18 protein-coding genes and 1 pseudogene are annotated in these 21,798 nt (G+C 64.4%); 12 read left to right on the top strand and 7 right to left on the bottom strand.

Features of this window, described 5'->3' with window-relative positions; translation table 11 throughout:
* Positions 1 to 34 precede the first annotated feature (34 nt).
* From traW to K3A84_RS18870, 8 genes are read left to right on the top strand one after another with little or no spacing between them, the layout of a single operon-like run.
* Positions 35 to 667: a type-F conjugative transfer system protein TraW gene (traW, locus tag K3A84_RS18905; protein ID WP_225011068.1), complete on the top strand. Its 633-nt coding sequence runs from the start codon at positions 35 to 37 to the stop codon at positions 665 to 667.
* Positions 664 to 1,008 (top strand): hypothetical protein, encoded by a 345-nt coding sequence (locus tag K3A84_RS18900; RefSeq protein ID WP_225011066.1) that lies wholly within the window; start codon positions 664 to 666, stop codon positions 1,006 to 1,008. Before traW ends, K3A84_RS18900 begins: the two co-directional genes overlap by 4 nt.
* Entirely contained in the window at positions 1,001 to 2,011 is a 1,011-nt protein-coding gene (gene traU, locus K3A84_RS18895) for a conjugal transfer pilus assembly protein TraU (RefSeq protein WP_404823186.1), read from the top strand. The genes K3A84_RS18900 and traU overlap by 8 nt, the downstream gene beginning before the upstream one ends.
* 13 nt (positions 2,012 to 2,024) lie before the next feature.
* Entirely contained in the window at positions 2,025 to 2,762 is a 738-nt protein-coding gene (trbC, locus tag K3A84_RS18890) for a type-F conjugative transfer system pilin assembly protein TrbC (protein WP_225011063.1), read from the top strand.
* Positions 2,759 to 4,567, top strand: a complete 1,809-nt coding sequence (locus K3A84_RS18885) for a conjugal transfer protein TraN (RefSeq protein ID WP_225011062.1) — start codon at positions 2,759 to 2,761, stop codon at positions 4,565 to 4,567. The genes trbC and K3A84_RS18885 overlap by 4 nt, the downstream gene beginning before the upstream one ends.
* A 26-nt stretch (positions 4,568 to 4,593) precedes the next feature.
* The gene (traF, locus tag K3A84_RS18880) at positions 4,594 to 5,445 is read left to right on the top strand and encodes a conjugal transfer protein TraF (RefSeq protein ID WP_225011061.1); all 852 of its coding nucleotides are present in this window, start codon (positions 4,594 to 4,596) and stop codon (positions 5,443 to 5,445) included.
* Positions 5,445 to 6,863, top strand: coding sequence for a conjugal transfer protein TraH (locus tag K3A84_RS18875; protein WP_225011060.1), 1,419 nt, complete (start codon positions 5,445 to 5,447; stop codon positions 6,861 to 6,863). The genes traF and K3A84_RS18875 overlap by 1 nt, the downstream gene beginning before the upstream one ends.
* A 12-nt stretch (positions 6,864 to 6,875) precedes the next feature.
* Positions 6,876 to 9,668, top strand: a complete 2,793-nt coding sequence (locus K3A84_RS18870) for a conjugal transfer protein TraG N-terminal domain-containing protein (protein ID WP_225011059.1) — start codon at positions 6,876 to 6,878, stop codon at positions 9,666 to 9,668.
* Here the strand turns inward: K3A84_RS18870 and K3A84_RS18865 are convergent.
* Both K3A84_RS18865 and K3A84_RS18860 read right to left on the bottom strand, forming a co-directional pair.
* Entirely contained in the window at positions 9,665 to 9,880 is a 216-nt protein-coding gene (locus tag K3A84_RS18865) for a hypothetical protein (RefSeq protein WP_225011058.1), read from the bottom strand. The genes K3A84_RS18870 and K3A84_RS18865 overlap by 4 nt on opposite strands.
* Before the next feature lie 73 nt (positions 9,881 to 9,953).
* Positions 9,954 to 11,291, bottom strand: coding sequence for an anti-phage deoxyguanosine triphosphatase (locus tag K3A84_RS18860; RefSeq protein WP_225011057.1), 1,338 nt, complete (start codon positions 11,289 to 11,291; stop codon positions 9,954 to 9,956).
* 196 nt (positions 11,292 to 11,487) lie between these two features.
* Between K3A84_RS18860 and K3A84_RS18855 the strand changes: the two genes are divergently transcribed.
* The 3 genes from K3A84_RS18855 (at position 11,488) to K3A84_RS18845 (ending at position 14,228) form a co-directional block, all read left to right on the top strand.
* Positions 11,488 to 11,808 carry a helix-turn-helix transcriptional regulator gene (locus tag K3A84_RS18855; RefSeq protein ID WP_225011056.1) on the top strand — a complete coding sequence of 107 codons (321 nt, stop codon included), beginning with the start codon at positions 11,488 to 11,490 and terminating at the stop codon, positions 11,806 to 11,808.
* Complete coding sequence (locus K3A84_RS18850) at positions 11,805 to 13,082, top strand: type II toxin-antitoxin system HipA family toxin (protein WP_225011052.1); 1,278 nt, start codon at positions 11,805 to 11,807, stop codon at positions 13,080 to 13,082. The genes K3A84_RS18855 and K3A84_RS18850 overlap by 4 nt, the downstream gene beginning before the upstream one ends.
* Positions 13,083 to 13,196: 114 nt before the next feature.
* Positions 13,197 to 14,228 (top strand): tyrosine-type recombinase/integrase, encoded by a 1,032-nt coding sequence (locus K3A84_RS18845; protein WP_225011051.1) that lies wholly within the window; start codon positions 13,197 to 13,199, stop codon positions 14,226 to 14,228.
* Positions 14,229 to 14,649: 421 nt separating this feature from the next.
* Here K3A84_RS18845 and K3A84_RS18840 read toward each other — a convergent pair whose 3' ends face one another.
* The 5 genes and pseudogenes from K3A84_RS18840 to K3A84_RS18820 form a co-directional block, all read right to left on the bottom strand.
* Positions 14,650 to 16,197 (bottom strand): carboxylesterase/lipase family protein, encoded by a 1,548-nt coding sequence (locus K3A84_RS18840; protein ID WP_225011049.1) that lies wholly within the window; start codon positions 16,195 to 16,197, stop codon positions 14,650 to 14,652.
* Between the two features lie 51 nt (positions 16,198 to 16,248).
* Positions 16,249 to 18,036 carry a TonB-dependent receptor gene (locus K3A84_RS18835; RefSeq protein ID WP_292924228.1) on the bottom strand — a complete coding sequence of 596 codons (1,788 nt, stop codon included), beginning with the start codon at positions 18,034 to 18,036 and terminating at the stop codon, positions 16,249 to 16,251.
* A 56-nt stretch (positions 18,037 to 18,092) separates the two neighbouring features.
* A pseudogene (locus K3A84_RS20665) lies at positions 18,093 to 18,494 on the bottom strand (TonB-dependent receptor); the annotation flags it as partial.
* A 99-nt stretch (positions 18,495 to 18,593) separates the two neighbouring features.
* Positions 18,594 to 19,907 (bottom strand): hypothetical protein, encoded by a 1,314-nt coding sequence (locus K3A84_RS18825; RefSeq protein WP_225011048.1) that lies wholly within the window; start codon positions 19,905 to 19,907, stop codon positions 18,594 to 18,596.
* A complete protein-coding gene (locus tag K3A84_RS18820) occupies positions 19,904 to 20,644 on the bottom strand; it encodes a GntR family transcriptional regulator (protein ID WP_225011045.1) in 741 nt (246 codons plus the stop codon). Before K3A84_RS18820 ends, K3A84_RS18825 begins: the two co-directional genes overlap by 4 nt.
* Before the next feature lie 131 nt (positions 20,645 to 20,775).
* On the opposite strand from K3A84_RS18820, the gene K3A84_RS18815 reads away from it, so the two are divergent.
* Entirely contained in the window at positions 20,776 to 21,786 is a 1,011-nt protein-coding gene (locus K3A84_RS18815; protein WP_225011044.1) for a serine hydrolase domain-containing protein, read from the top strand.
* Positions 21,787 to 21,798 lie beyond the last annotated feature (12 nt).

Genomic DNA, 21,798 nt, shown 5'->3' with positions numbered 1-21,798 from the left:
GGTATCGCGCACCATGGTCGCAGGTGGCTGCACCATGACCCTTCTGCTGCTGGTCGGCGCCAGCGCACCGGCCGCATCGAGCGCGGCAGGACACGATCTGGGGCGCTTCGGCGAGACCTGGCCCGTGATCGAACCCGATCTCCTCGCCACGATCGCGGAGCGGCTCGAGCGAGCGCGGGCCAGCGGCGAACTCGACCGCCTCAACCGCCAATTCGCGGCGCGCGCTACCGCGCGCGTGGCGACGCCGATGCCGGTCGCGGGGCTCAGCCCGGCCAGCGAAGATCACAGCTGGCGCTACGATCCCTCGATCGCCCTCGACAACGACGTGCGCGATGCCAAGGGGACACTGATCGCCGCGCGCGGAACCCGGGTCAATCCGCTCGATCTGGTGCAATTGCCGCGCACGCTGGTCTTCGTCGATGGCACCAGGCCTGAGGAAATTGCCTGGGCGCTGCGTCAGGGTGACGATGCGCATGTGTCGATCATCCTCGTGTCGGGTTCGCCGTTCGAGCGCATGCGCGCGCTACACCGCCGCATCTGGTTCGATCAGGGCGGGGTGCTGACCGCCCGCTTCGGCATTGCGCATACCCCGGCCTGGGTGCGCCAGCAGGGCAAGGTGCTACTCGTCGGCGAAGTCGCACTGCCGCGTGCCGGGAACGCCGCATGAGCGCCTGGACTGCACGCCTTGCCCGGCAGATCGCCGCGCTGGTCCCGGCCCCGCTCGCGGCGCCCGAGAGCAGGGCCCTTTGGCGCCAGCGCCGTGCCGTGCTGGTGGCGCTCCTGCTCCTCGCCGGTGTCTCGCTCGCCTGGCAGGGGCTGGTAATCACGCTCGGCATTTTCGCCAGTGCACTGTTCACGGGTCTACTGACCTACCTCGGCGTGCTGGTCCCGCTGTGGCTCTATGCCAAGTGGCGCGCGGACGAGGCGTGGCTGGCAGAACAGCTCGGACGTTCAGAAAAGATCGGGCGGGCCGAACGGATCGATCGGCCGGAGCATGACGATGCCTAGGCCGCTCGCGCTATTCCTCGCGCTGCTCGGCCTTGCGATCACCGGGCCGGTCGCCGCGCAAGTACCGTCGCGCTGTACGGGGAGTTTCATCAATCCCGTCACCGACGTGTGCTGGGGCTGCCTGTTTCCGTTGTCGGTCGGGTCGATGAAGATCTGGGGATCGTCGCGGGCTGACACCGACAACCCGGATTTTCCGCTCTGTGCGTGTGGCTCGCCGATCCCGCGGATCGGCGTGACGATGGGCTTCTGGGAGCCGGTGCGGCTGATCGATGTCACGACAAAGCCGTTCTGTTTTCCGAACCTTGGCGGGACCAGGCTCAATCCCGGTTTCGCTGTGGGCAACGGCTATGTGAGCCAGGGCTCGCAGATCGGCGGGCGTGGGCAGAACACCGCCAAGTACCACGTCCACTACTATGTCTATCCGCTGCTCTATTGGCTCGAGATCCTTACCGATTTCCTGTGCTTTGAAAAATCGAGTTTCGACATCGCCTATGTCACCGAACTCGATCCGACCTGGCAGGACGATGCGCTGACGACAATCCTCAACCCGGAGGCGGCGCTGTTTTCGAGCGCGATCGCGCAGGCGGCCTGCGCGGCCGATTGCGTCGCGGCGACCACGCGCCTGCCGCTCGACCAGCTGTTCTGGTGCGCGGGCTGCAACGGCTCGATGTATCCGATGAACGGCAACATCGGTGCCAATGTCGGGATGGAGCAGTCGGGCCGCCTCGCGGCCGAGCACATGCTCTACAAGATGCACCGCGAAGCCCTGGCCTGGGGCACGATGGGGTCGAAGGGCCTGTGCGGCAAGTACCCGATGCCGGTGCTCAAGAAGCAGCAGTACCGGCTGCAGATGGTCAATCCCGCGCCGATGGTCTCGGGCCGCGAGGCCTGTTCGCCGGTGGGGGCGAGCACGATCCTGCCCCATTCGGGGCGGGTCTATCCCGTGGTCGGCGAGGACATGGGCTTCCTCGTATGGCGCAAGCGCAACTGTTGCGTCATGTGATGGGGAACAGCGCATGAACCGGCATCTCATCGTCGCGCTTGGTTTGCTCACGATCGGCGGCGTCAGCGCAGGGCTTGCCCAGACCGCCCCGGGCGGGATCGATCTCGACCGGATCGAGGTGCAGCGCACAGCCGCGGAAGGCAGCGCCGAGGCCCTGGTTGCCGGCGCACTTGCACGATCGACCACCGAGCAGGATAGAGCCAGCGCGGTCGCCGCAGGGGCCGATGCCAACCTGCGCCAGGCAAGGCTGCCGCAATCAACCGGCTCCAACGGCCCCTTCGACTTCGACGCGATGCTTGCCGGTGCGCAGGGCAACCTGGTTGCTCCGCGCAGCGGGCCGATGCTGGTCGGCTTTGCCAGCCTGTCGATGCCCGAAGCCTCGCTCAAGCGCATGATCGGCGATGTCAGCCAAGCCGGCGGCGTGATTGTGTTTCGCGGCTTTCCCGCGGGCAATCCGATGCGCTTTGCAGGCGCGATGCGCCGTCTTGTCGCGCCGAACCAGGCGGCGAGCGTTCTGATCGATCCCCGGCTGTTCCGGGCGTTCGCGATCGATGCCGTCCCGACCTACGTTGCGGTCGCCAGCGACTACGTGCCCTGCGACAGCCTGACCTGCACTTCGGCGGTGCCGCCCTTCGACCGTCTTTCAGGCAACGTCACCACGCGCTTCGCGCTCGAGACCATGGCCGCGGCCGATGGTCCCGGCGCGCCGGTTGCGCACGCAGCCCTCGCGCGTTTGGAGCAGGCCCCGTGATCCGCCGTGGGCCCATCGGACGCATCGTCGCCGGGGTGGCGTCGCTTGCACTTACCGCGACGATGGGCGCTGCGCTGGCGCAATCGAGCAGGAACGCGACGGCCAGAGCCGATGGCGAGGCGCTCGGCCGGCAGGTTCAGTCCCAGGCCGGCGCCAACGTCGAAAGCGACGCGGCCGCGCGCGGTGTGCCAGGATTTGGCGGCACCGATTTTCCGCAAGGGGCGCTCGTCGACAATCCCGATGCGCTGGCCAGTGAGGGGGCGACCGCGGCCCGAAATTCGAGCGCATACCAGGTCGCCATCGACCCCCGCCGTCCCACCTACGATCCCGCGACGATCGATATGACGCGGGGCAAGGCGATCGAGGCCGCGCCTGACAGCTATGTGGGCGCGGGCGAGGGGATCGATGGCGCCAAGGGCAAGTGCCAGCCCTTGCCAGGTAGCGGCACAAGCAGCGTCACCTATTACGAGAGCTGCAACATGGGCGCCAAGTTGACCACGTCGAGCGCCAGTTGCGATGTTGCGCTCGTTCCAACCACGCAGACGCGTGTCGTCTACGAATACACCTGCGACGATTGGCCCAGCGACGGCTGCGCGCCGTTCGATCAGCCGCTAAGGCAGGGCCAGTGCCGGGTCGTCACGCATACCACCAAGCAGATCTGCCTGCAGGGTGATCCCGACCACTGCGCCGAACCCGAGACCGTCACCACCGAGACGCTCGCCTGCACGACGCCGGTCGCGGGGCTTCCCGCGCCTACGCCGCACACCGTGACCGAAGTCGTGACGACCCGCGATGAAACCGCGTGCGCAGCCCTGACCGCTGACGGCACCTGCACGCTCGAGGCCGAAACCTGCATCGACAGCGATCCGCAAACCCGCATGATCGATGGCGTGTCGATCACGCAGAGCTGCTGGAAGTGGCGGCGCGACTATAGCTGCGGCAGCATCGAGCAGGCCAACGACTGCACCGTGCTGAAGGCCAAATCGGGGTGCAGCTTCGACCACGAGGAATGTCTCGATGATCCCCGGGTCGGCGACTGCCAGGTCAAGGACGAGGTCTACCGCTGCACCGCCGATGCGGGCACGCAGGGTGGTGCGGCATCGCTCTGCGGCTCCGATCTCTACTGCCTCAATGGCGAGTGCAGCACGATCCAGCGCGAAGCATCGACCGAGTTCCGCGATGCGCTCGTAGCGGTTCACGCCATGGGCGACGTGCACGACCAGTTCGATCCTGCAGATCTCTCGCTGTTCAAGGGGGAGAAGACCGGATGCCACCGCCCGATCTTTGGCCTCGTCAACTGCTGCGCGGGGAAGACGTCGGGGCTGCTGACGACGTCGGCGGGCGCGGCAGCGATCGCGGGCGGCCCCGCGGCCATCGCCGCGCTCGCAACGCCCTTCCTCACCCAGTTCCTGTGCTCGTCGGAGGAGAAGCTTCTCGACGTCAAGGACCGCATGGGCCTGTGCCACTATGTCGGCACCTATTGCTCGCAGAAGGTGTTCTTCGTCTGCACGACCAAGCGCAAGTCCTACTGCTGCTTCCCGAGCAAGCTTTCGCGCATCTTGCAGGAACAGGGGCGGACGCAGCTGGGCAAGGGCTGGGGGAGCGCCAAGCACCCCGACTGTTCGGGGTTCAGCGCGACCGAGTTCCAGCGGCTTGATCTCGGCAAGATGGATTTCAGCGAAGTCTACGCCGAGTTCACAGAGGCGGCGAAGCTGCCCGACGAGGTGGCCGCGAGCGCCGCGATCCAGGACCGCATCCGCCAATACTACCAGCTCCACGGCGGGACGCCCCCGCCCAACCCATAGTGAGACCGTCCATGAGGAGACAGCTCATGCACAAAGCGCATCGCCACAGCCTCCGCCTTGTTCTTGCCGGCCTCGTGCTCGCGCATTGCATGGCAGCGCCGGCCGCGCTGGCCCAGTCCGAGGCGCGCGACGCAGAGCCGCATGACACCGAAGCGCGCGCAGGGCCGATCCCGCAAGGCGATGCCTTCTATTGCGCCGAGCGCCGCCTTGGCACCTGGTTCTACTGCGACGCGCCCAGGCCCGATACGGCGGCGACCGCGCCCGATCCGGTCCCGGCAGCCGCCCGGATGCAGGCGATTGCCCACCAGCTCGATGAACTGAAAGCCCGGGCCATTCTTGAGCCGACCAGCGCCAACGTGACCGCCTATATGAAATTCCAGCGCGAGCAGCTGAACCGCGCTTCGCTCTTCGCCGATGTGTGGAGCCGGTCGGTCTGGCAGAACCCCGATCTCGACTACACCCTGCAGCGCCCGATCAACACGCTCGGCAAGAAAACCTGGCTGGAGGGGCGCAAGAACGACCGCGCCGCGACAATGGCGAGCCTCGCGGCCCGCTATGGGGTCTATTACTTCTATTCCTCGTCCTGCGGCGCGTGCGATGTCTTCGCGCCGATCTTGAAAAGCCTGTCCGACCAGTATGCACTCTCGGTGCTGCCGGTCTCGATGGACGGCGGCCGCTCGAGCGCCTTCCCCGACTTCGTGGTCAACACCGGCCAGTATGAGAAAATGGGCCTGACCGGAAACCAGGTGCCGGCGCTCGTGCTGTTCGACACGCTGACGCACCATCCGGTGCCGATCGGCTACGGGGTAATGTCGGCCGACGAGGTCATGCAGCGGATCTTCACGCTGACGCGCATCGAGCCGGGGAGCGATTACTGATGGCGCGCGCGCTCACCCGCGCCATGCGCGGCCTAATGCTGCTGCTCGCGCTCAATCTCGCGCTCGCCGCGCCAGCGCAGGCCGGGGTCAATGCCGAGCTCAACAACTTCTTCAACCAGATGGGCGGTTCCGCCAACGTCACCGGGCCTTCGGCCTACCAGGGCCAGTCGGCGGGTTACTACACCGGCGGAAGCCTGTGGACGCGGTTCCCGCAGGAGTCGGTCAATCCCGTCAACCTGCAACTGCCCAATGTGAAAGCGGGCTGCGGCGGCATCGACCTCTTTGGTGGTAGCTTCTCCTTCATCAATTCGGATGAGCTGATCGCGCTGCTGAAAGCCACGGCGAGCAACGCGCTGGGCTTTGCGTTCATGCTGGCGATCAAGTCGATCAGCCCGCAGATCGCCTCGACGCTTGAAGACCTTTCGCAGAAGGTCCAGCAGCTCAATCAGTTCAACATGAACTCATGCGAGATGGCGCAGAATCTCGTGGCCGGGCTCTGGGGCAAGCAGGCCGGGCGTGAGGCCGAGATCTGCAAGTACATTGGCAATAGCCAGGGGATCTTCTCGGACTGGGCCAAGTCGCGCCACGAGTGCAACGAAGGGGGCGAGCGCAGCTCGACGCTCGCCGCCAACAGCGATCCGACGATCCCGGCCGATTCCTACAACTACACCTGGGACATGCTGAAAAAGAGCTATCCCTCGTTCGACCAGGATTTTCGCGAGTACCTGATGACGCTGGTCGGCACCGTCATCTACGTCAAGGCTGACAGCGATGCGGGCAACCCCTCTTATCGCTACCTGGGACAGGGCGACCGGGCGATACTGACCGCGCTGCTCGATGGCGGCAGTGGCGCAAAGGTCCTGCGCTGCGACAGCGCCGACAAATGCCTCAATCCCAGCCTCGGTACGTTGTCGATCGGTTCGGCGCAGGCGCTGAAGCCGCGTATCCGCGCGCTGATCGAGAGCATGAACGCCAAAGTCCGCAGCAATGCCGCGCTCAATGCGCAGGAAATCGGGTTGTTGGGGGCGACCAGCATCCCGCTCTACAAGATTGTCACCGTCAATGCCGCCGCGCAGCTGGGCGGCATGTCGCCCTCGGACATGGACAACCTTGCCGAGATCGTCGGCGTCGACATGCTCGAGACGCTCATCCGCCAGTTCTACAACCTCGTAAACCAGGGCCAGGCGAGCTTCCACAACGCCGATGCCGAGACGCTGGGGCAGTGGCGCGAGCAGTTGCGCTCCGTTTCGCAAGCAATGGACAGCGAGAGCAACGGGCTCAATGCCCGGTTGACGCGTATGCAGATGGTGCTCGATCGCACCGTGTTCCTTGAGCGCACCTTGCGCAATTCGCTCTCGCCGCAGGTTTCGGCAGCGCTTGATTTTTCGCGCGGCCTGTCGGCGCAGGGGCTTCAGTAGAGGGGCCGCGCCATGCTCGAGATCTTCACCATTGGCGGCGGCGAGAGCATGGTCAACGTGCTCAATGCGGTTGCAGCCTGGTGCGGGGGCGGGGGCTTTCGTTCGCTGATCCAGGTCGTGATGGTGATGGGGCTGGCCTATGCGTTGCTCGTCGTCGCCTTCACGCTCAACTGGCGCGTGTGGTTCAACTGGTTCCTCTCGGCAACCGTCATCTACATGTGCATGATCGTGCCGACGACGAGCGTGAAGGTTACCGACCGCATCAATCCCAGCCTCGCGCCTGCTACGGTCGACAACGTACCGATCGGCCTTGCCGCGCTCGCTTCCCTGTCGAGCCAGATCGGCGACTGGCTTACGCGGCGCGCCGAGACCGTCTTTGTCATGCCGAACCAGTTGCGGCTCTCGACCAACGGCATGCTCTATGGCGCGCGGCTCTACGACAAGACGCGTCAGTTTGCCTTCCGCGACCCGCGCGTGCGCGCCAATGTCGAGGAGTATTTCCGGCAATGCCTGTTCTACGACATCCTGCTCGGCTTCAAGACCACCGACGGAATCGCGAACTCGACCAACCTGCTCGTCGACATGGGCCCGGGCTCGCCCGCGCGCGCCATGAAATGGCTAAAGGCGCCGGCCGACGGCGGTGGCAGTGAAATCCGCACCTGTGCCGCCGCCTACACCACCTTGCGCAACGTCGACATTCCGGCGGCGACCGACAATGCGCTGACGAAGTTCGCGCCGACCGTTTTCCCAAACCTTGCCGCCAGTGCAGCCAAGGCCAAGCTCGTCGCCGACCTGCCGGTGGTATCGCGCGCGTTCCACGGGACAGCGCAGAATGCCAACGTGATCTTCCAGCAGCGCTCGCTGGTCGATGCTTTCCTCGAGGCGCGCGCCAATCTCGATGCGGCGGACGGCGATACCTTCGCGATGCTGCGCGCCGATGCACAGGCGCGCAACACCTATACCTCGATCGGGCAGCAGGCGATGACCTGGGTGCCACTGCTCAATATCGTGCTCACCGTCGTGTTCTACGCGATGTTCCCCGTGATCTTCCCGCTGTTCCTGATGCCGCAGACGGGCCCGTCGGCCTTGCGCGGCTACGTGACAGGGTTCTTCTACCTTGCGGCCTGGGGACCGCTCTACGTCGTGCTGCACATGTTCGTGATGGACCGGACGATCGCGGCGATGAACGCAGCTTCGCCCGGCGGCATGACCATGGCGGGCATGGAGGGGATCGACGCGGTCAGCGCCGATACCGCGACGATCGCGGGGTTCCTGATGATGTCGGTGCCGTTCCTTGCCGCTGGCATGGCGCGCGGCGCGATGGCGGTCGCCACTAACGCGACTTCGATGCTGGCGCCCGCGCAGAACGCCGCCGAGCAGGCCGCGACCGAGCGCACCACCGGCAACTACGCCTATGGCAATGTCAGCTACCAGAACCTGACCTCGAACACGGTGCAGCGCGACCAGTGGAACACCGCGCCCAATTTCACGGGCGGGTTCGGTTATACGAGCTACGTCAACGACAACGGTACGACGAGTGGCTGGACCGCGGACGGCACGCGCATTGAAAACGTGGCGCGCGGAATCAGCGCCTATGGTTTCAAGCCGACGGTCAGCGAGGGCTTTTTGGGCGAACTGCGCAAGTCGGCCTCGGATTACCATAGCCGGGCAAACCAGTTGCGCGAAGCTGCCAGCGAAAGCTGGCGGCAAGGTGAGCGGCTGAGTCATGGCACATCGAGCGGCACGCGCTCGGGCGCGGGCAGCGAGTCATCGAGTGGCAGCCAGCAGGGCACTTCGATTTCTGAATACGACCGGCGCTCGCGCGCGGAAGGTAGTCAGAATTCCAGCAGTCGCACCATCAGCGACACGACCTCGGCCAGCGAGGGGGCTCGCGATAATTATTCAGTGGGTACTGCGACGAACTGGAATTTGGGAACGAGCCTTGGTGGGGGCGGAGGACGCGGGGGATCTGCAAAACGCCTTGGTGGAGGTGCAGCAAACCTGACGGGCGGTTATGGAATCAATGCGCAGGATAGCGTCGTATTTGATAGCGGTTCGAACAGGGCTCGTAGCGATGGTAATTCGGAAAGTCAGAGTGAACATTATCGTGAGGACCATACTGGAGGCCGCGACGTTTCCAGCAGCGATGGTACTTATGCGCGGAGCGGGGATTTCAGCCGGAGCGAAACCTTTACGGAGGCGCGTAATGCATCGGAGCGCTATTACGAACATGCTCGTGCGCTGGAGGACCAGGCATCGCGCATGGATGAGGTCGGCAGGCGCCTCGAGGACATTGCCTCCTACAGCGAAACGCACGGCTACCAGCTAAGCGAGGACATGTCGCAATACGTGGCCAGCCGCTACTACGAACTGGCCAGCGGCCCCTATCGCGGTCTTGGTGCGCCCTCTTTGCTCGACACCACGCCTTCACCGTCCCAACGCGCCGCGCGCGATCTGGTGGTGGGCAAGATTCTCGAGGACTACGTTCGCAGCGAGGTCGAGACCGTGCAGTCACATCTGGTCGATCCGACCGTCGCCATGGGCGCGGTCGATGGTCCGGTCCGGCTGACCATGGAGCGCCCGCGTGCTTTGGTTATGGGGCGTCAGCCGACCTTGCCTGCGCAATCAACGCATCCCGCCGAGCATGGTGTGGCCAGGGAATTGCAGCAGGGCGCGACCGAACTCGATCACGCCCAACGCAACCGACAGAATGAGCACGATCAGGCCTTGCAAGGCACCCAAGGTCTGTATGAGGAACACGCTCATCGAACCAACGCAGAGTGGTTTGAGGACCGCGAGAATTAAGAGCCTGACTTCCAGGTAAGCACCACAACGACGAAGAGCGCTGACGCGCAGAGGAATGTCAGAAGCTGTCCCCAGCCCGGCGTGTCATCGCCGTCTGACGCTTCAAACTGTTCATCGAGATCGTCCATGAGCTTGCGCGCATGGATGCCGCAATCATCGACACCACCGCTTTGTGCAAGTTCACTTTGCCAAGCTGGCGCATGTTTGCGCATTGGTCACCTTCCTCAAGTAGGAAGATACCATGCCTTTGAAAAGCTTGGGAGAGGAAACCACCGGTGTTCGCACTTAGAGCCGGTCGAACACCGATCCCATGCGCGGCGAGAACAGGCGCTCGTAGGTCTTGAGCAGGTGCGTGTCGGTCATCGCCGCGACATAGTCGCAGATGACCCGCACATCGCCATGCGCGGCCTCGAATTTGCGCAATTCCTCGCGCGGCAGGAGGCGTGCTGGATCGGCCTGCATCGCCTCGAACACGGCGACGACCATGCCCTGGCCCTTGAATTCGAGGTGCTGGACCGCGGGCGAGGTGATGACCTCGTCGACCACGAATGCCTGCAGCACATCGAGAAACTGGCGCTCGCCGTCGCGGACCCGCACGCGGTAGCGCAGCAGCGGCTCGGCAAAAGCATCGAGTTCGACATATTCGACCGCGGTCAGGAAATGGTGCACCAGCCGGCCGATGAAGCGCTTGCGCGACGCCTCGCCGCCAAACAGCCCGTCGAGCAGGTGCGAAAACACGTCGTTTGCGCTCTCGCCCGGATATTTGGCTTTGAGCGCATCGAGGAAGGTCGGGCACTTGTCCTGAACTGCGGCGGCAAAGCCCTCGCGCGTGACGAGATCGAGCGCGATCGCGTCCTCGAGGTCGTGGACGCCGTAGGCGATGTCGTCGGCCGCATCCATGATCGCGCAGTCGAGCGACTTGTGCTGCGCCTTGCCATGCTTGCCCGCCTGCGGCGTGAATGCCTGGAAAGCGTCGCGATCCGCATCGCTGAGCGTTTCAAGGATCCAGTCAACCACGTCCTGCTCGCTGTCGTGGTAACACTTGGGCGGCTTGCACGCGCGCCCGTCTAGCACCTTGATCGTGCTGGGGCCTGCGAGCAGGGCAGGGGTGAGTTCAGGGTTCGCCACGCGGGTAAAGGCGACCGGGTACTTGAGCACGCCGAGCATCGTGCGGCGGGTGAGGTTGGCGCCCGCACCGGCGGAAAAGGTCTCGAGGCGGCCCAAGATGCGTAATGTCTGGCCATTGCCTTCGAACCCGTCGGCGTCGCGCATGCAGTAGTTGAGGGCGATTTCGCCGCCGTGGCCGAAGGGCGGGTGCCCGAAATCATGCGTGCAGCCGATCGAATGGATCGTGCCGCGATCGGGTAGTATGGAACTGGCGGGATGGTCGGGGAACGACTTTTCAAGCTGGCGCGCAATTCCTCCCGCGATCTGCGCGACCTCGAGCGAATGGGTGAGGCGGGTGCGGTAGAAATCGCTATCGCCCAGGTTGAGGATCTGGGTCTTGCCCTGGAGGCGGCGGAATGAGGCGGAGTGGATTACGCGCGAATAGTCGACGTCGCCATCGTCGCGAGCGTCCTCGCTCTGCGCGTTCCAGCCTTCGCGGCGTGCATGCCAGTTCATGATTCTTACCTCAGCTTGTCTCTAAGCTAGGCGGCGGCTTGGAGATGTTGGCAAGGGTTGATGGGCCACGAATTGTGGATGGGTCCTCCCGTTCGTGACAGCTGCGATGATTGCGCGAAGGTTGAGGTTCGGGACATATCTCCTTGACGGTAGAGATATTTCCCGGCCGGGAAAATTCCGGGGCATATCGATCACATTGCTCGCAAATATCCCGATGGGGAAAATTGGGGCTTGCAATTGTCAAATGGAGAAAATATTTCCCGATCGGGAAAGTGAATTTCATATGCTCGACACTGCTAAGATTGGCGAGATCGTACGTCAGGAACGCAAGCACCTGGGACTGCGTCAGGATGAACTGGCTGCAGCCAGCGGAGTTGGCCTGCGTTTCATCGTCGAACTTGAGCGTGGAAAGCCGACCGCGCAGATCGGCAAGGTCATTGCCGTTCTTGCTGCGCTCGGCTGTGACCTGCAGATCCGGCGGCCAGGTGCTGATATGATCGCAGGCCAGTCGGCATGACCAGGGACGTTCGCCGCGACATCCTGGATCGCCTAGTCGTCTGGTCGGATCGCCATATTGCTGGCGAATTAGCACTCGACCGCAGCGGTGCGATGCACTTCACCTACGCGCCGGATTGGCTGGCCGATCGCGATGCCGGACCGCTGTCGCACGCCCTGCCAAAGCAAGCGGCCCCGTTCGACGACGCGCTGTGCAGGGCGGTGTTTGGCGGGTTGCTGCCCGAGGAAAGCCAGCGAACCGCCGTCGCTCGTGCGCTCGGCGTCTCGCCGGACAACCCTTTCAGGCTACTCGCCGCGCTGGGGGGCGACGTCGCCGGCGCGCTCGCCTTCCTGCCGTCCGGAGAACCGCCCCCGGACGAGCCGGTCGGGGACGCTGCTCCGGCGCTGGGGGATGCAGGCCTTGCTGCACTGCTCGATCGGCTGCCCGGCGTGCCGATGCTCGCAGGAGAAGGAGGCGCACGCTTGAGCCTTGCCGGTGCGCAGGGCAAGTTGCCGGTCGTGCTGCGGGATGGAGCGATCGCGGTGCCACGGATCGGCGAGCCGTCGACCCATCTCATCAAGCCCGAGCCGGAACGGTTTCCGGGCCTTGCCGCCAACGAAGCCTTTTGCCTTGCCCTGGCGCGTGCGGCCGGACTGGACGCCGCCATGGCGGAATGGCGTATCGTCGCTGGACGGCCCTATCTGCTGGTCAGTCGCTATGATCGGGTGAAGCGGGACGGCCAGACGATCCGCCTGCACCAGGAGGATTTCGCGCAGGCGCTCGGTGTGCCCTCCCACCGAAAGTATGCGAGTGAAGGGGGGCCGACCTTCCGCGACAGCTTTGCGCTGTTACGCGCGGTGACCACTCGCCCGGCGCGCGAGGTTCTCAAGCTCGCCGATGCGGCGCTGTTCAACCTGATCGTCGGCAATGCCGACGCCCACGCCAAGAACTTCAGCCTCCTGCGGCATGGTACCGGAGAGGTCGTGCTGGCGCCGCTTTATGATCTGGTGGCGACCCATCAATGGCCGGAACTTTCGGCCAGGCTTGCCATGCGCTTTGGACGCGCATCTGCACTCGAGGATGTCGACGCTGACAGCTTTGCACGCTTTGCCGAAGAGGGCGGACTAGGTCTGCCTTTTCTGCGTCGCCGCGCGGTAGAACTGGCGGGGCGCATCGCGACGGCGATCGACGGAGGCTTGGCTGTGCCCGGAGTTGACGATCCAGTGCTTCTTGGCGACTTGCCCGGCACCATTCGTGATCGCGCGGAGCGACTGACGCTCAAGGTGCAGCGCTGAGCGGATAAACGATGGGAATGCGCCGAGTTCCATTCACTGTCCGATAATGTCGCTTCACGGACAGTGGAAAGAGGGGTACGTCACAGCGGGATTTGCGGCAGGGAAGGGCGGAAGATGGCCGATGGCAGCGAGGGTTCCACCGCAAGCAGCGCCTTGATCGCGCTGAACTCCACCGCGACGGCACCCTCCCCCGAAATCACGGCAGCAGCGAAGATGTTGGGCGACGAGATTGCGGCCGCCCGATCCTACCGCGGCCAGGCGAAGGCTGCCAACACCATCCGCGCCTACACCAGCGATTGGAACCAGTTCGAGGGCTGGTGCGACGAACGTGGGCTCGAGCCGCTGCCGGCGCGGCCCGAGGCGGTGGCGACATACCTCGCCGCGCTGGCCATGGCGGGCAAGGCTGAGAGCACGATTGGGCGACACCTGGCCGCGATCGGGTGGAAGCACCGGCAGGAGGGGCAGGTCGTGCCGACGCTTCGTGACGAGCGAATGGTCATTGGCGACACGCTCGCGGGTATCCGTCGCGACCAGCGTGCAAGGCCGTCGCGAAAGAAGGCGGCGGTTACGGCCAAGAAATTGGCGGAAATGATTGCGTCGGCCGAAGGCGAGGGGACTCGTTCGATCCGCGACCGCGCGGTGCTGGCGCTGGGGCTGGCAGCGGCACTGCGGCGGTCGGAGCTGGTTGGACTGGAACTGCGCGATGTGGAGTTCGTGCCCGAGGGACTGCGGCTCACCATTCGCCACTCCAAGACCGACCAGGAGGGCAAGGGGCAGGTGATCGCTGTGCCGGTGGGCAAGTCTTTGAAGCCGGTGGCGCGGCTCCAGGCTTGGCTGGCGGTGCGGGGGACAACGCCGGGCCCGCTGTTCTGGCGGATCGATCCGCAGGGGCGCATGGTCGACATGGCGATGTCCGATAGGTCGGTGGCGCGGCTGGTGCAGAAGCACGCGGGCAGAGCGGGGCTCGATCCGGAGAGCGTTGGGGGACATTCGCTCAGGGCGGGGTTTTTGACCGAAGCGGCGCGGGCAGGGGCCTCGCTGGCCAAGATTCAGGAGGTGTCGCGGCACAAGAAGGTCGAGGTGTTGCTGGGCTATGTGCGTTCAGCTGAGCTGTTCGAAGACCATTCGGGTACGAATTTCCTTTAGGACGCGTGCCGAATACTGACTTATTAATTCGTTCGGCAGCTTTGGGTCCCAATCATCATAGTGAAATGCAACTACGCTCGATCAGCGGCCTGTTACGTGTTCCGCTCCAACTCCGTCAGTTTGAGCTAAAGTCGTTCATGAATGTGAGCGATTATCCGCTTCCGGACCGCCCTGTTGGCGCCAGCTCGGTCCAATCGCTGGAAAGGCGCCGACGAGCGCGGTGAGGCTGGCAGCAGCCGTAGGTGCTGCGAATACCGCGAACACTCTTGTCGTACGCGCATTGGGAGAGCTGGACCGTCGGCCGCGCCCACTCGCATCCCTGATCTCCCATGTCATCGGCGCGCCACAGCCATTTCGGTTGTTCTGCCATTTCTTATTTCCAGCTACGTTGCACATCATCGGAACGGGGGGACTGGTCGGATCAGGGCCTGGTGCCGCTGCTTGCGGCGTGAACTTCGAGCAGATGGTCTAACTGCGGTTTGCGGAAGCCCACCGCCACGGCGGACCGTGGGCGAAGCAGCGCGAGCGCGTCGTCTGTTTCGGTGTAACGGGGCCAGTCAGTGATGAGCGGGCAGGCCGGCGCGCCACCCTTCGCGAAAGCTACCCAACAAGCCGAGAGGGAGGTGCCGAATTGCCGGTCTTCGTCATCGATCGGGCCGGCGAGCGATGCGAAATAATCCAGCGTTCCGAACAGATAAGGAATTTCCGACCCATGGCCGGCGCCCTTGGCGCGGTCGCGCCGGGCCGTTGCGACATAATCGAAATGGTAAAGATAGGACGGGGCGCCTCGCGCGGTGCGCGCTGCAAGCCAGCGCGCCGGAGCGACGAACCACGCGTCTCCCAGGACCTGACGGGCAAGTTCGGTTTCAGGGAGTCCTGCACCATAAGCCTTGCGACCCGCGGCCTGATCGGATCCGAGATAGGTCAGAGCTGTGGCAGGCGGCACGCCCATGGCGAGGATCACGCTCGCCTCATTGCTGTTGGCGCCAATGAGCAAGGGAACATCGATCGGTTCCGAGCGCATAAGCGTCCGCCAGGGCGACTCGCGCACCATCCTCCCGTCCAGCACGGGTCCGGCCATCGCGCCCTGACCTCGCGCCTCGCTTGCTGCGACGACCGAAGCAACGGGAAGCGCGCGCAGAGCGCTCGCCGAGGCATCTGCCCCTGCTCCCGCCCGAACCGCCAGCGCGCGGCAGAGCGTCTCTTCAGCGGCCAGCGGCCGCGGATCGAAAAGGTTGACCCCGGACTGGACGATGGCGCGCGCGAAAAGACCCTTCGCGGCCGGCTGTGCGAGGATCGTCGTGACACTGATCGCGCCGGCGGATTCGCCGAAGAGCGTGACCTTGCGCGGATCCCCGCCGAAAGCCGCGATGTTGCGCTGTACCCAGCGCAGCGCGGCAATCTGGTCCATCAGTCCGTAGTTTGCGAGCGCCTCGCCGGGCGAGGCTTCCGCCGTGAGGGCCGGATGCGCAAAATAACCAAGCGCGCCGAGACGATAGTTGATCGTGACGAGAATGACGCCTTGCCGAGCGAAGCCGATCCCGTCGAAGGCGGGAAAGGTTCCCGAGCCGATCACATGGGCGCCGCCGTGGACCCAGACCATGACAGGGAGCCGGCTCGCCCCGGCGGGGCGCCAGATATTGAGCTGGAGGCAGTCCTCGGACTGCCGATCGGCGACGCCGCCCGCGACGAGCGCCGGGCGGACCGTCTGCGGGCAGGCGGGCCCGGGTGAAGTCGCGTCCCGCACGCCCCGCCATCGAAGCGGAGCCTGCGGCGGCCGCCAACGCAGCGCTCCGGTGGGCGCCGCCGCGAACGGAATGTCAAGGAAGCGCTCCACCCCCGCTTCGCGTGCTCCCACGAGGCGTCCCTGCGCGAGTTTGACCGTCGGCTCCGCATCCGCCGCGAAGGCGGAAGCCGATCCAAGGAGTCCGGTTGCGGCAAGCATCCCCAACATCCGAACCCGTCGCATGGGCACTTTCCTTTCTCGGCAGCGGTCTCAAACCTTCTCCGGTGCAGGGGGCTAGAACGTGATGCGCCCCTCGACGCCGATCACGCGCGGCTGGCTGTACCGATTGATCGTCGGCGCCTGCGCCACAAAGTACAGCTTATCGAAGAGATTGTTGGCGAAGGCGCTGATGCTGACCCGGTCGAACTCGACCCCGACACGCAGGTTGACGAGCACATAGTTGTCAAGATCGACCGAGGTTCTGGTCAACTCCTGCTTGCCGCCCCACTGCCCGCTCACGAGAATGTTGCTCGTGAGCGAGACATTGCTTGTGACCGGATAGCGGAGGTTGAGGTTCGCCGACGCGAGCCAGTCCGGCACCTGCGCGAGATCGAGGCCGTCGTAGCGGCCGCTTTTGACCGTGCCACCTTGGCGCGAACCGCTGAGTGCCAAGCGGCCGCTCCCCTCACCAAGGTCGAAACCCTGGCTGTATTCAGCCTCGATGCCCCAGCTTTCCGCGTCGCCAGCATTCGTGAGATAGGCGACCGCCGCGACCGGGCACACAGGATTGGTGAGCGCGCAGCCGTCATCCACCTGGGCAATGAGATTCTCGAGCTTGGTATAATAGCCCGCGATCGCGAAGTAGCCCCGGCGCATCGGACTGCCCTTGAAGCCGACCTCGTAAGAGGTGCTATTCTCGTTGCCGAACAGCACCTGTACGGGGCTCGGCGCGCGTGGATCGGAAAGGCGGGTATTGAAGCCGCCGGCGCGGTAGCTGCTTCCGACCTTCGCATAGGCGAGGAGTTCGCGCGCCAGCTTGTACGACAGTGTTGCGTTGTACGAGAGATTGTCCGCGGTGATGCTGTCGTCGATGATCCTCGACGGTCCGCCTGCCGGTAGCCCGGTGCCGAGATCGTAGAGGCGTGCGGTGATGCTGCGGCTGTCATGGGTATAACGCAATTCGCCGGTGATGTTGAGGCTGTCGGTGAGGTCGAAGCCAAGCGATCCGTAAGCCGCATAGCTTTCGAAATGGAGGCGGGCGGGCGCGATCGTTCCCGTCGAGGGATTGGCCAGCGTCGGCGTGCGGGTGGTTGTCACCGAGAAGTCGCTGTCGAGAAGAAGCATCTCGCCGCCGATCAGCCATGTCAGCCGGTCGCTTGCGCCGCTGACGTGGATGTCCTGCGAGAAGTTGTCGGTCGTGTCGACGACATAGGAGGCAGTGTTGGGATCGAGAGGCGTCAGCTGCCCGATCTGGCCCGCGGCACGGGCGCGGGCCAACTCGGCGGGACTGATCGCGTCGTTGTCGAGATCATATTCCGAGTGTCGCTTGCGGAAGGAAGTCGTCGAGGTGAGATCGGCGCCGCCAAGATCGACGCGGATTACCGCCTGCAGCCCGTCGACATCCTGGCGCGCGCGCGGCGGGGTGCTCCAGGGATAGTTGAAGCGGTCCTGGATGTATCCGCCGGGAAATCCTGGCGTACCGGCCGGAATGTAAATCTGGTAGTGGATGGAAGGCGTCGTCAGTCGCTGTGTTTCCGCCGTAATGACCGCGTCTACGGGGCCGCGTTTGAGGCGGACCTGCCCGCGCAGGCCGTGTCCCTTCTGGCGGTCGAAATAGACGCCGTTGTCGGGGTTGAAGAAAAAGCCCTTATCCTGCTCGACGAGGTCGCCGCTGAGCCGCATCGCGATGCCGTCACCCAGCGGCACATTTGCCGCGCCTTGCATCTGGAAGCTGTTGTTTTCGAAGCCGTAACGCGCGCTGGCCCAGCCGGAGAGGTCGAACTCCGGCTCGGCGGAGATGATGTTGATCGCGCCGCCGACCGCGTTGCGGCCGTAAAGCGCCCCTTGAGTGCCGCGCAACACTCGACGCGGTCGATGTCTAGCAGGTCGAGGCGGGTAAAGTTGCGGCCTCCGACCGGACCGCCCGCGATATAGGCGCCATTGCGATAGAGACCGACGCTCGGGTCGCCGTTTGTGGCGCGTGCTGTAGATGAAGCGCGGATCGAGATTTCCGAGGTGATTGAAGAGTTCAGATTGTTGAAACGGATACTCGGCTGGTCCGCGAGCAGTTCGCCGCTTCCCGTCGCGCCACCGCGATCAACAAGCGAGGTCCCATCGATTACCGACGCGGCGGTTGGAACGTCGGAAAGCCTCTCTTCGCGGCGCCGCGCGGTAACGATGATCGCGCCATCGTCGCCTGTTTCTGCCGCCGTGTCGGACGGAGGGACCGCTTGATTTGCTTCTTGGGCGGATGCGGGCGTCGCCGTTGCGGCCACCCAAATTGCGGCCGTGCACAAAAGCAGGTGCGCCTGACGTCCCATCGATCTCTCCCTTGTTTTTTATTGCATGATATTGTCGATAATATTGCTCAAACGTGCGCACCCGTCAAGGCGGAAAGATCGCATTCCCGTCGATGATGATCAGCGCTGATGCAGTATGATTGCGGCCAGAAAGTCACGGAGCGCACGCGCCGTCGCGGCAAGTGGCTCGGCGGCGACGGCGGACAAATTATCGGTAGCTGCATGATGGTGTCGATGTGCACCAAATATCCCCGCATGGCGCGGATAGCCGGCCTTTACGATCTCGGCGAGTTCACCCGCGGTCCCTTCACCTGAAGGATAAGCCATTTCGAGTCCGGGAAGGCCCTTGAAAATCTGGCGTGCCCGATCGACGAATTCGGTCGACGTCATGAGAAAGCGATAGGGATCGGCGCTCGGGAGCGGCAGCAGGTGGTTGGGCGTTTCGTGGTAGTCGCGGGCGGCGACATTGGCACCGAGGTGGAGCCAGAAGGCGGTTTCCGCCGGTGCCGGGCCGACCTTTTCGGCAATGTGACTGGCGCCGAGATTCTCATATTCGTGACCGCTGTTGCAGACGAACAGCAGACTGTGATCGGCAAAAGCCCGCGGCATCCATTCCGCGAGCGCAAGCCAGATGGCGATTCCCGGACCGCGCTCGCCAGCGCAATCGGTCCAGCCCGACCGCGGCGTCGAGACGACGAGCCAGCGACGAGCGTCGCGGACGTGCCGGCCAATCACATTCTCGGCCGGGCGAGTGCCTCCGTCCCCCGCCAGGATAAGGCGCGCCACCCGATGGTTACGCGCCGCCTCGACGACGGGCTCTGCCCGGCCAGGGGCGAGGAGTGCAAGCGGCTTTGTCGAAAGCGGTCTATCGGACGGCACGTTGAGGAGCAGGGCTTCCCCGGTCGGTCCGGTAGTCACGAGAATGACGGCGCTCGCTCCACGTTCGAGCGCATCGGGGAGCGGTTCGCGCGCAGCCCGGTCGAGCAAGCTGGACCAGCGGCGGTAAGGCAGGCGAACGACTGCGATCGCCCCGTCGAGGCGATCCGACGTCTCGGCGAGTCGTAGCGGAGCTACGAGACCCCGCGCTTCGGTTGCCAATGCGAGCGGCTGCGCCACCAAAGGAACTGCGAGGTCGCCCAGCCACAGTTCGCAATGCGTCGCGTCGAACCACGGAACGTCGAATATCTGGCGTTCGATCGCAAACCCTGCGTTGGCGAGTCGCCTCGCCGTCCAATCTGCCGTCCAGCGATCGCCAACGCCCCCCGACTGCTTGTTGCCTGCCTCGGCATATGCCTTCACATCGGCGAAGAGTTTCGCTGGCCCGAATGTCGACTCGTCCTTCGACGAAGTGGCGGTCGGGGCGGTTTGGAAGGCGAGCGGCGCTGTGAGACTCGCTTTCAGCAGGGACCGGCGATCAGTCCGACCCCGGGTCACTGGGACTTCGCCCGGCGTCGTCCCGCCTTCGGCTTCACATGGCGCGCCTTGTACTCCTCGAGCGCCCGCCCGAAGCTGCTCTGCGTCACGCCAATCAGATCCCTCGCGGCCGCATCGGCAGCATCGCCATTCCGAGCGACGATATGGCCACACAATTGCTCATAGAGCACTGCAGAGCGGCGTCCGGCTTCATTGCCATGGGATTCGATATAGCTGTCGGTGTAGACATTATGCTGCCAGCGCGCGAGCAACGCGACACGGTCGAGCAGCTCGAGAGCAAGCGGGGCATTGCTTCGCTTGGCAATGAAGCGGCCGATCCGGTTCGACACCCTGATGTGCTCGAACGTGTTTTCCGTCCGTTGCGTCACATCCTTGTATTCGACGAGGCGATGCATCAGCTCTCTCCCGTCACGATCGGTCATTTCAGCGGCGGCAAGTCTGCAGACAACGCCGAAGAGCGATTTCCAGAGTTCGTAAACCTCGTTGGCGGCATGCTCGTCGATGTCGATAACATGCGTCCCGCGCCACGGCACCACCTTGACCAGCCCGATCCGAGCGAGGTGGCGGAAGGCTTCGCGAACCGGAGCGTGGCTGACGTTGAAGCGGTCGGCGATCTCCCGTTCGCGCAGCCAAGATCCTGGAGGAATCCGCCAATGGACGATATCGTCGGTCAGCAATCGCGCGATTACGCGATCTTGCGTCGGTGCGCTTTCGTCTTCGGTGTTCGTCGCTGCCATTTTTATCCGTTCGGGTTTCCGGCTCCAGACACCAGCCTAGCCAGGCGCAAGGCGGGAGCAAACGATGATTGCAATTTGCATTATTATCGATAATAACTGCGAAAACAAGCTGCGGAAGATGGGAGCCGGATTTGAAGTCAATCACCGCCATTCTCGTCCTGCTTGCCGGCTGCGCGGGGCCTTCCGCGTCTCATGCCGAGTCCGCGCCCTTTCCCGGCTGCGCTGCGGCGCTTGCATATTCGAACGAACATGACGGCCTGGCGCTGCTCGTTCTTGAGAACGGCGAGGTGCGGTGCCGATCGAAAGATGTAGCGACGCCTCAGGAGCTTTGGTCGGGGACGAAAAGCCTCTTGGGATTGATGGCGGCCGCCGCGGTGCAGGACGGGCTGCTTGCGCTCGACGAGGCCGCTTCCGACACGCTCGCCGAATGGAGGAGCGATCCCGTGAAAGCGAGGATCACGATCCGCGAGCTGCTCGCGATGACGGGCGGGCAGGCATCGACCGTCGGTAGGCCCGCCGGCTATCTCGACTCCTTGAAGGCGCCGCTTACCGCCGCGCCGGGTACGAAGTTCCAATATGGTCCAGCTCCGATGCAGATCTTTGGCGAGATTATGCGCCGAAAGCTCGCCGCCAGAAGCCTCGACAGCGATCCCCGCCAATATATCGAGCGACGCATTCTTGATCCGATCGGCGTCAAAATCGGCGATTGGCGGAGCGGACCTGACGGCTTGCCCCTCATGCCGCAAGGCCTCGCCCTTTCCTCCCAAGAGTGGGCGAAGATCGGAGAATTCGTCCGCCGCGGCGGCGTGCAGGAGGGGAAGCAGCTCATCGACGCGGCAGCGCTCGCCGAACTGTTCAGGGGCAGCGCGGCCAATCCCGCCTATGGCCTCACCTGGTGGTTGCCGCAGGCGACCGCGGCAACCGCCCCCGTTACCCGTTCGACGGACATCGCGGCACACGCCGCCGACCTACCCGCCGACATGGTTGTGGCAGCGGGTGCTGGCGACCAGCGCCTCTATGTCATTCCCTCACTTCGTCTCACCATCGTGAGACAAGCCAGGCTAAACATTCTGGGGCTAGCTGCGGGGAAGAAAAGCGGTTGGTCCGATGCACATTTCCTCGAACTCCTGTTGCCGAAGTAGCGGGAGTACCAG

Origin of the sequence: Novosphingobium percolationis, assembly GCF_020179425.1 — a bacterium.
Taxonomy (GTDB): domain Bacteria; phylum Pseudomonadota; class Alphaproteobacteria; order Sphingomonadales; family Sphingomonadaceae; genus Novosphingobium; species Novosphingobium percolationis.
Note: the sequence above shows the minus strand (reverse complement) of the source record. Positions and strands in the feature narration are given on the sequence as shown.

Excerpts from the sequence above, each read along its gene's own strand:
- traW (WP_225011068.1), top strand. The coding sequence starts at position 35 with ATGACCCTTCTGCTGCTGGTCGGCGCCAGCGCACCGGCCGCATCGAGC.
- K3A84_RS18850 (WP_225011052.1), top strand. The coding sequence starts at position 11,805 with ATGACCAGGGACGTTCGCCGCGACATCCTGGATCGCCTAGTCGTCTGG.
- K3A84_RS18860 (WP_225011057.1), bottom strand. The coding sequence starts at position 11,291 with ATGAACTGGCATGCACGCCGCGAAGGCTGGAACGCGCAGAGCGAGGAC.
- K3A84_RS18845 (WP_225011051.1), top strand. The coding sequence starts at position 13,197 with ATGGCCGATGGCAGCGAGGGTTCCACCGCAAGCAGCGCCTTGATCGCG.
- K3A84_RS18840 (WP_225011049.1), bottom strand. The coding sequence starts at position 16,197 with ATGCGACGGGTTCGGATGTTGGGGATGCTTGCCGCAACCGGACTCCTT.
- K3A84_RS18900 (WP_225011066.1), top strand. The coding sequence starts at position 664 with ATGAGCGCCTGGACTGCACGCCTTGCCCGGCAGATCGCCGCGCTGGTC.
- trbC (WP_225011063.1), top strand. The coding sequence starts at position 2,025 with ATGAACCGGCATCTCATCGTCGCGCTTGGTTTGCTCACGATCGGCGGC.
- K3A84_RS18875 (WP_225011060.1), top strand. The coding sequence starts at position 5,445 with ATGGCGCGCGCGCTCACCCGCGCCATGCGCGGCCTAATGCTGCTGCTC.
- K3A84_RS18865 (WP_225011058.1), bottom strand. The coding sequence starts at position 9,880 with ATGCGCAAACATGCGCCAGCTTGGCAAAGTGAACTTGCACAAAGCGGT.
- traF (WP_225011061.1), top strand. The coding sequence starts at position 4,594 with ATGCACAAAGCGCATCGCCACAGCCTCCGCCTTGTTCTTGCCGGCCTC.
- K3A84_RS18820 (WP_225011045.1), bottom strand. The coding sequence starts at position 20,644 with ATGGCAGCGACGAACACCGAAGACGAAAGCGCACCGACGCAAGATCGC.
- traU (WP_404823186.1), top strand. The coding sequence starts at position 1,001 with ATGCCTAGGCCGCTCGCGCTATTCCTCGCGCTGCTCGGCCTTGCGATC.
- K3A84_RS18870 (WP_225011059.1), top strand. The coding sequence starts at position 6,876 with ATGCTCGAGATCTTCACCATTGGCGGCGGCGAGAGCATGGTCAACGTG.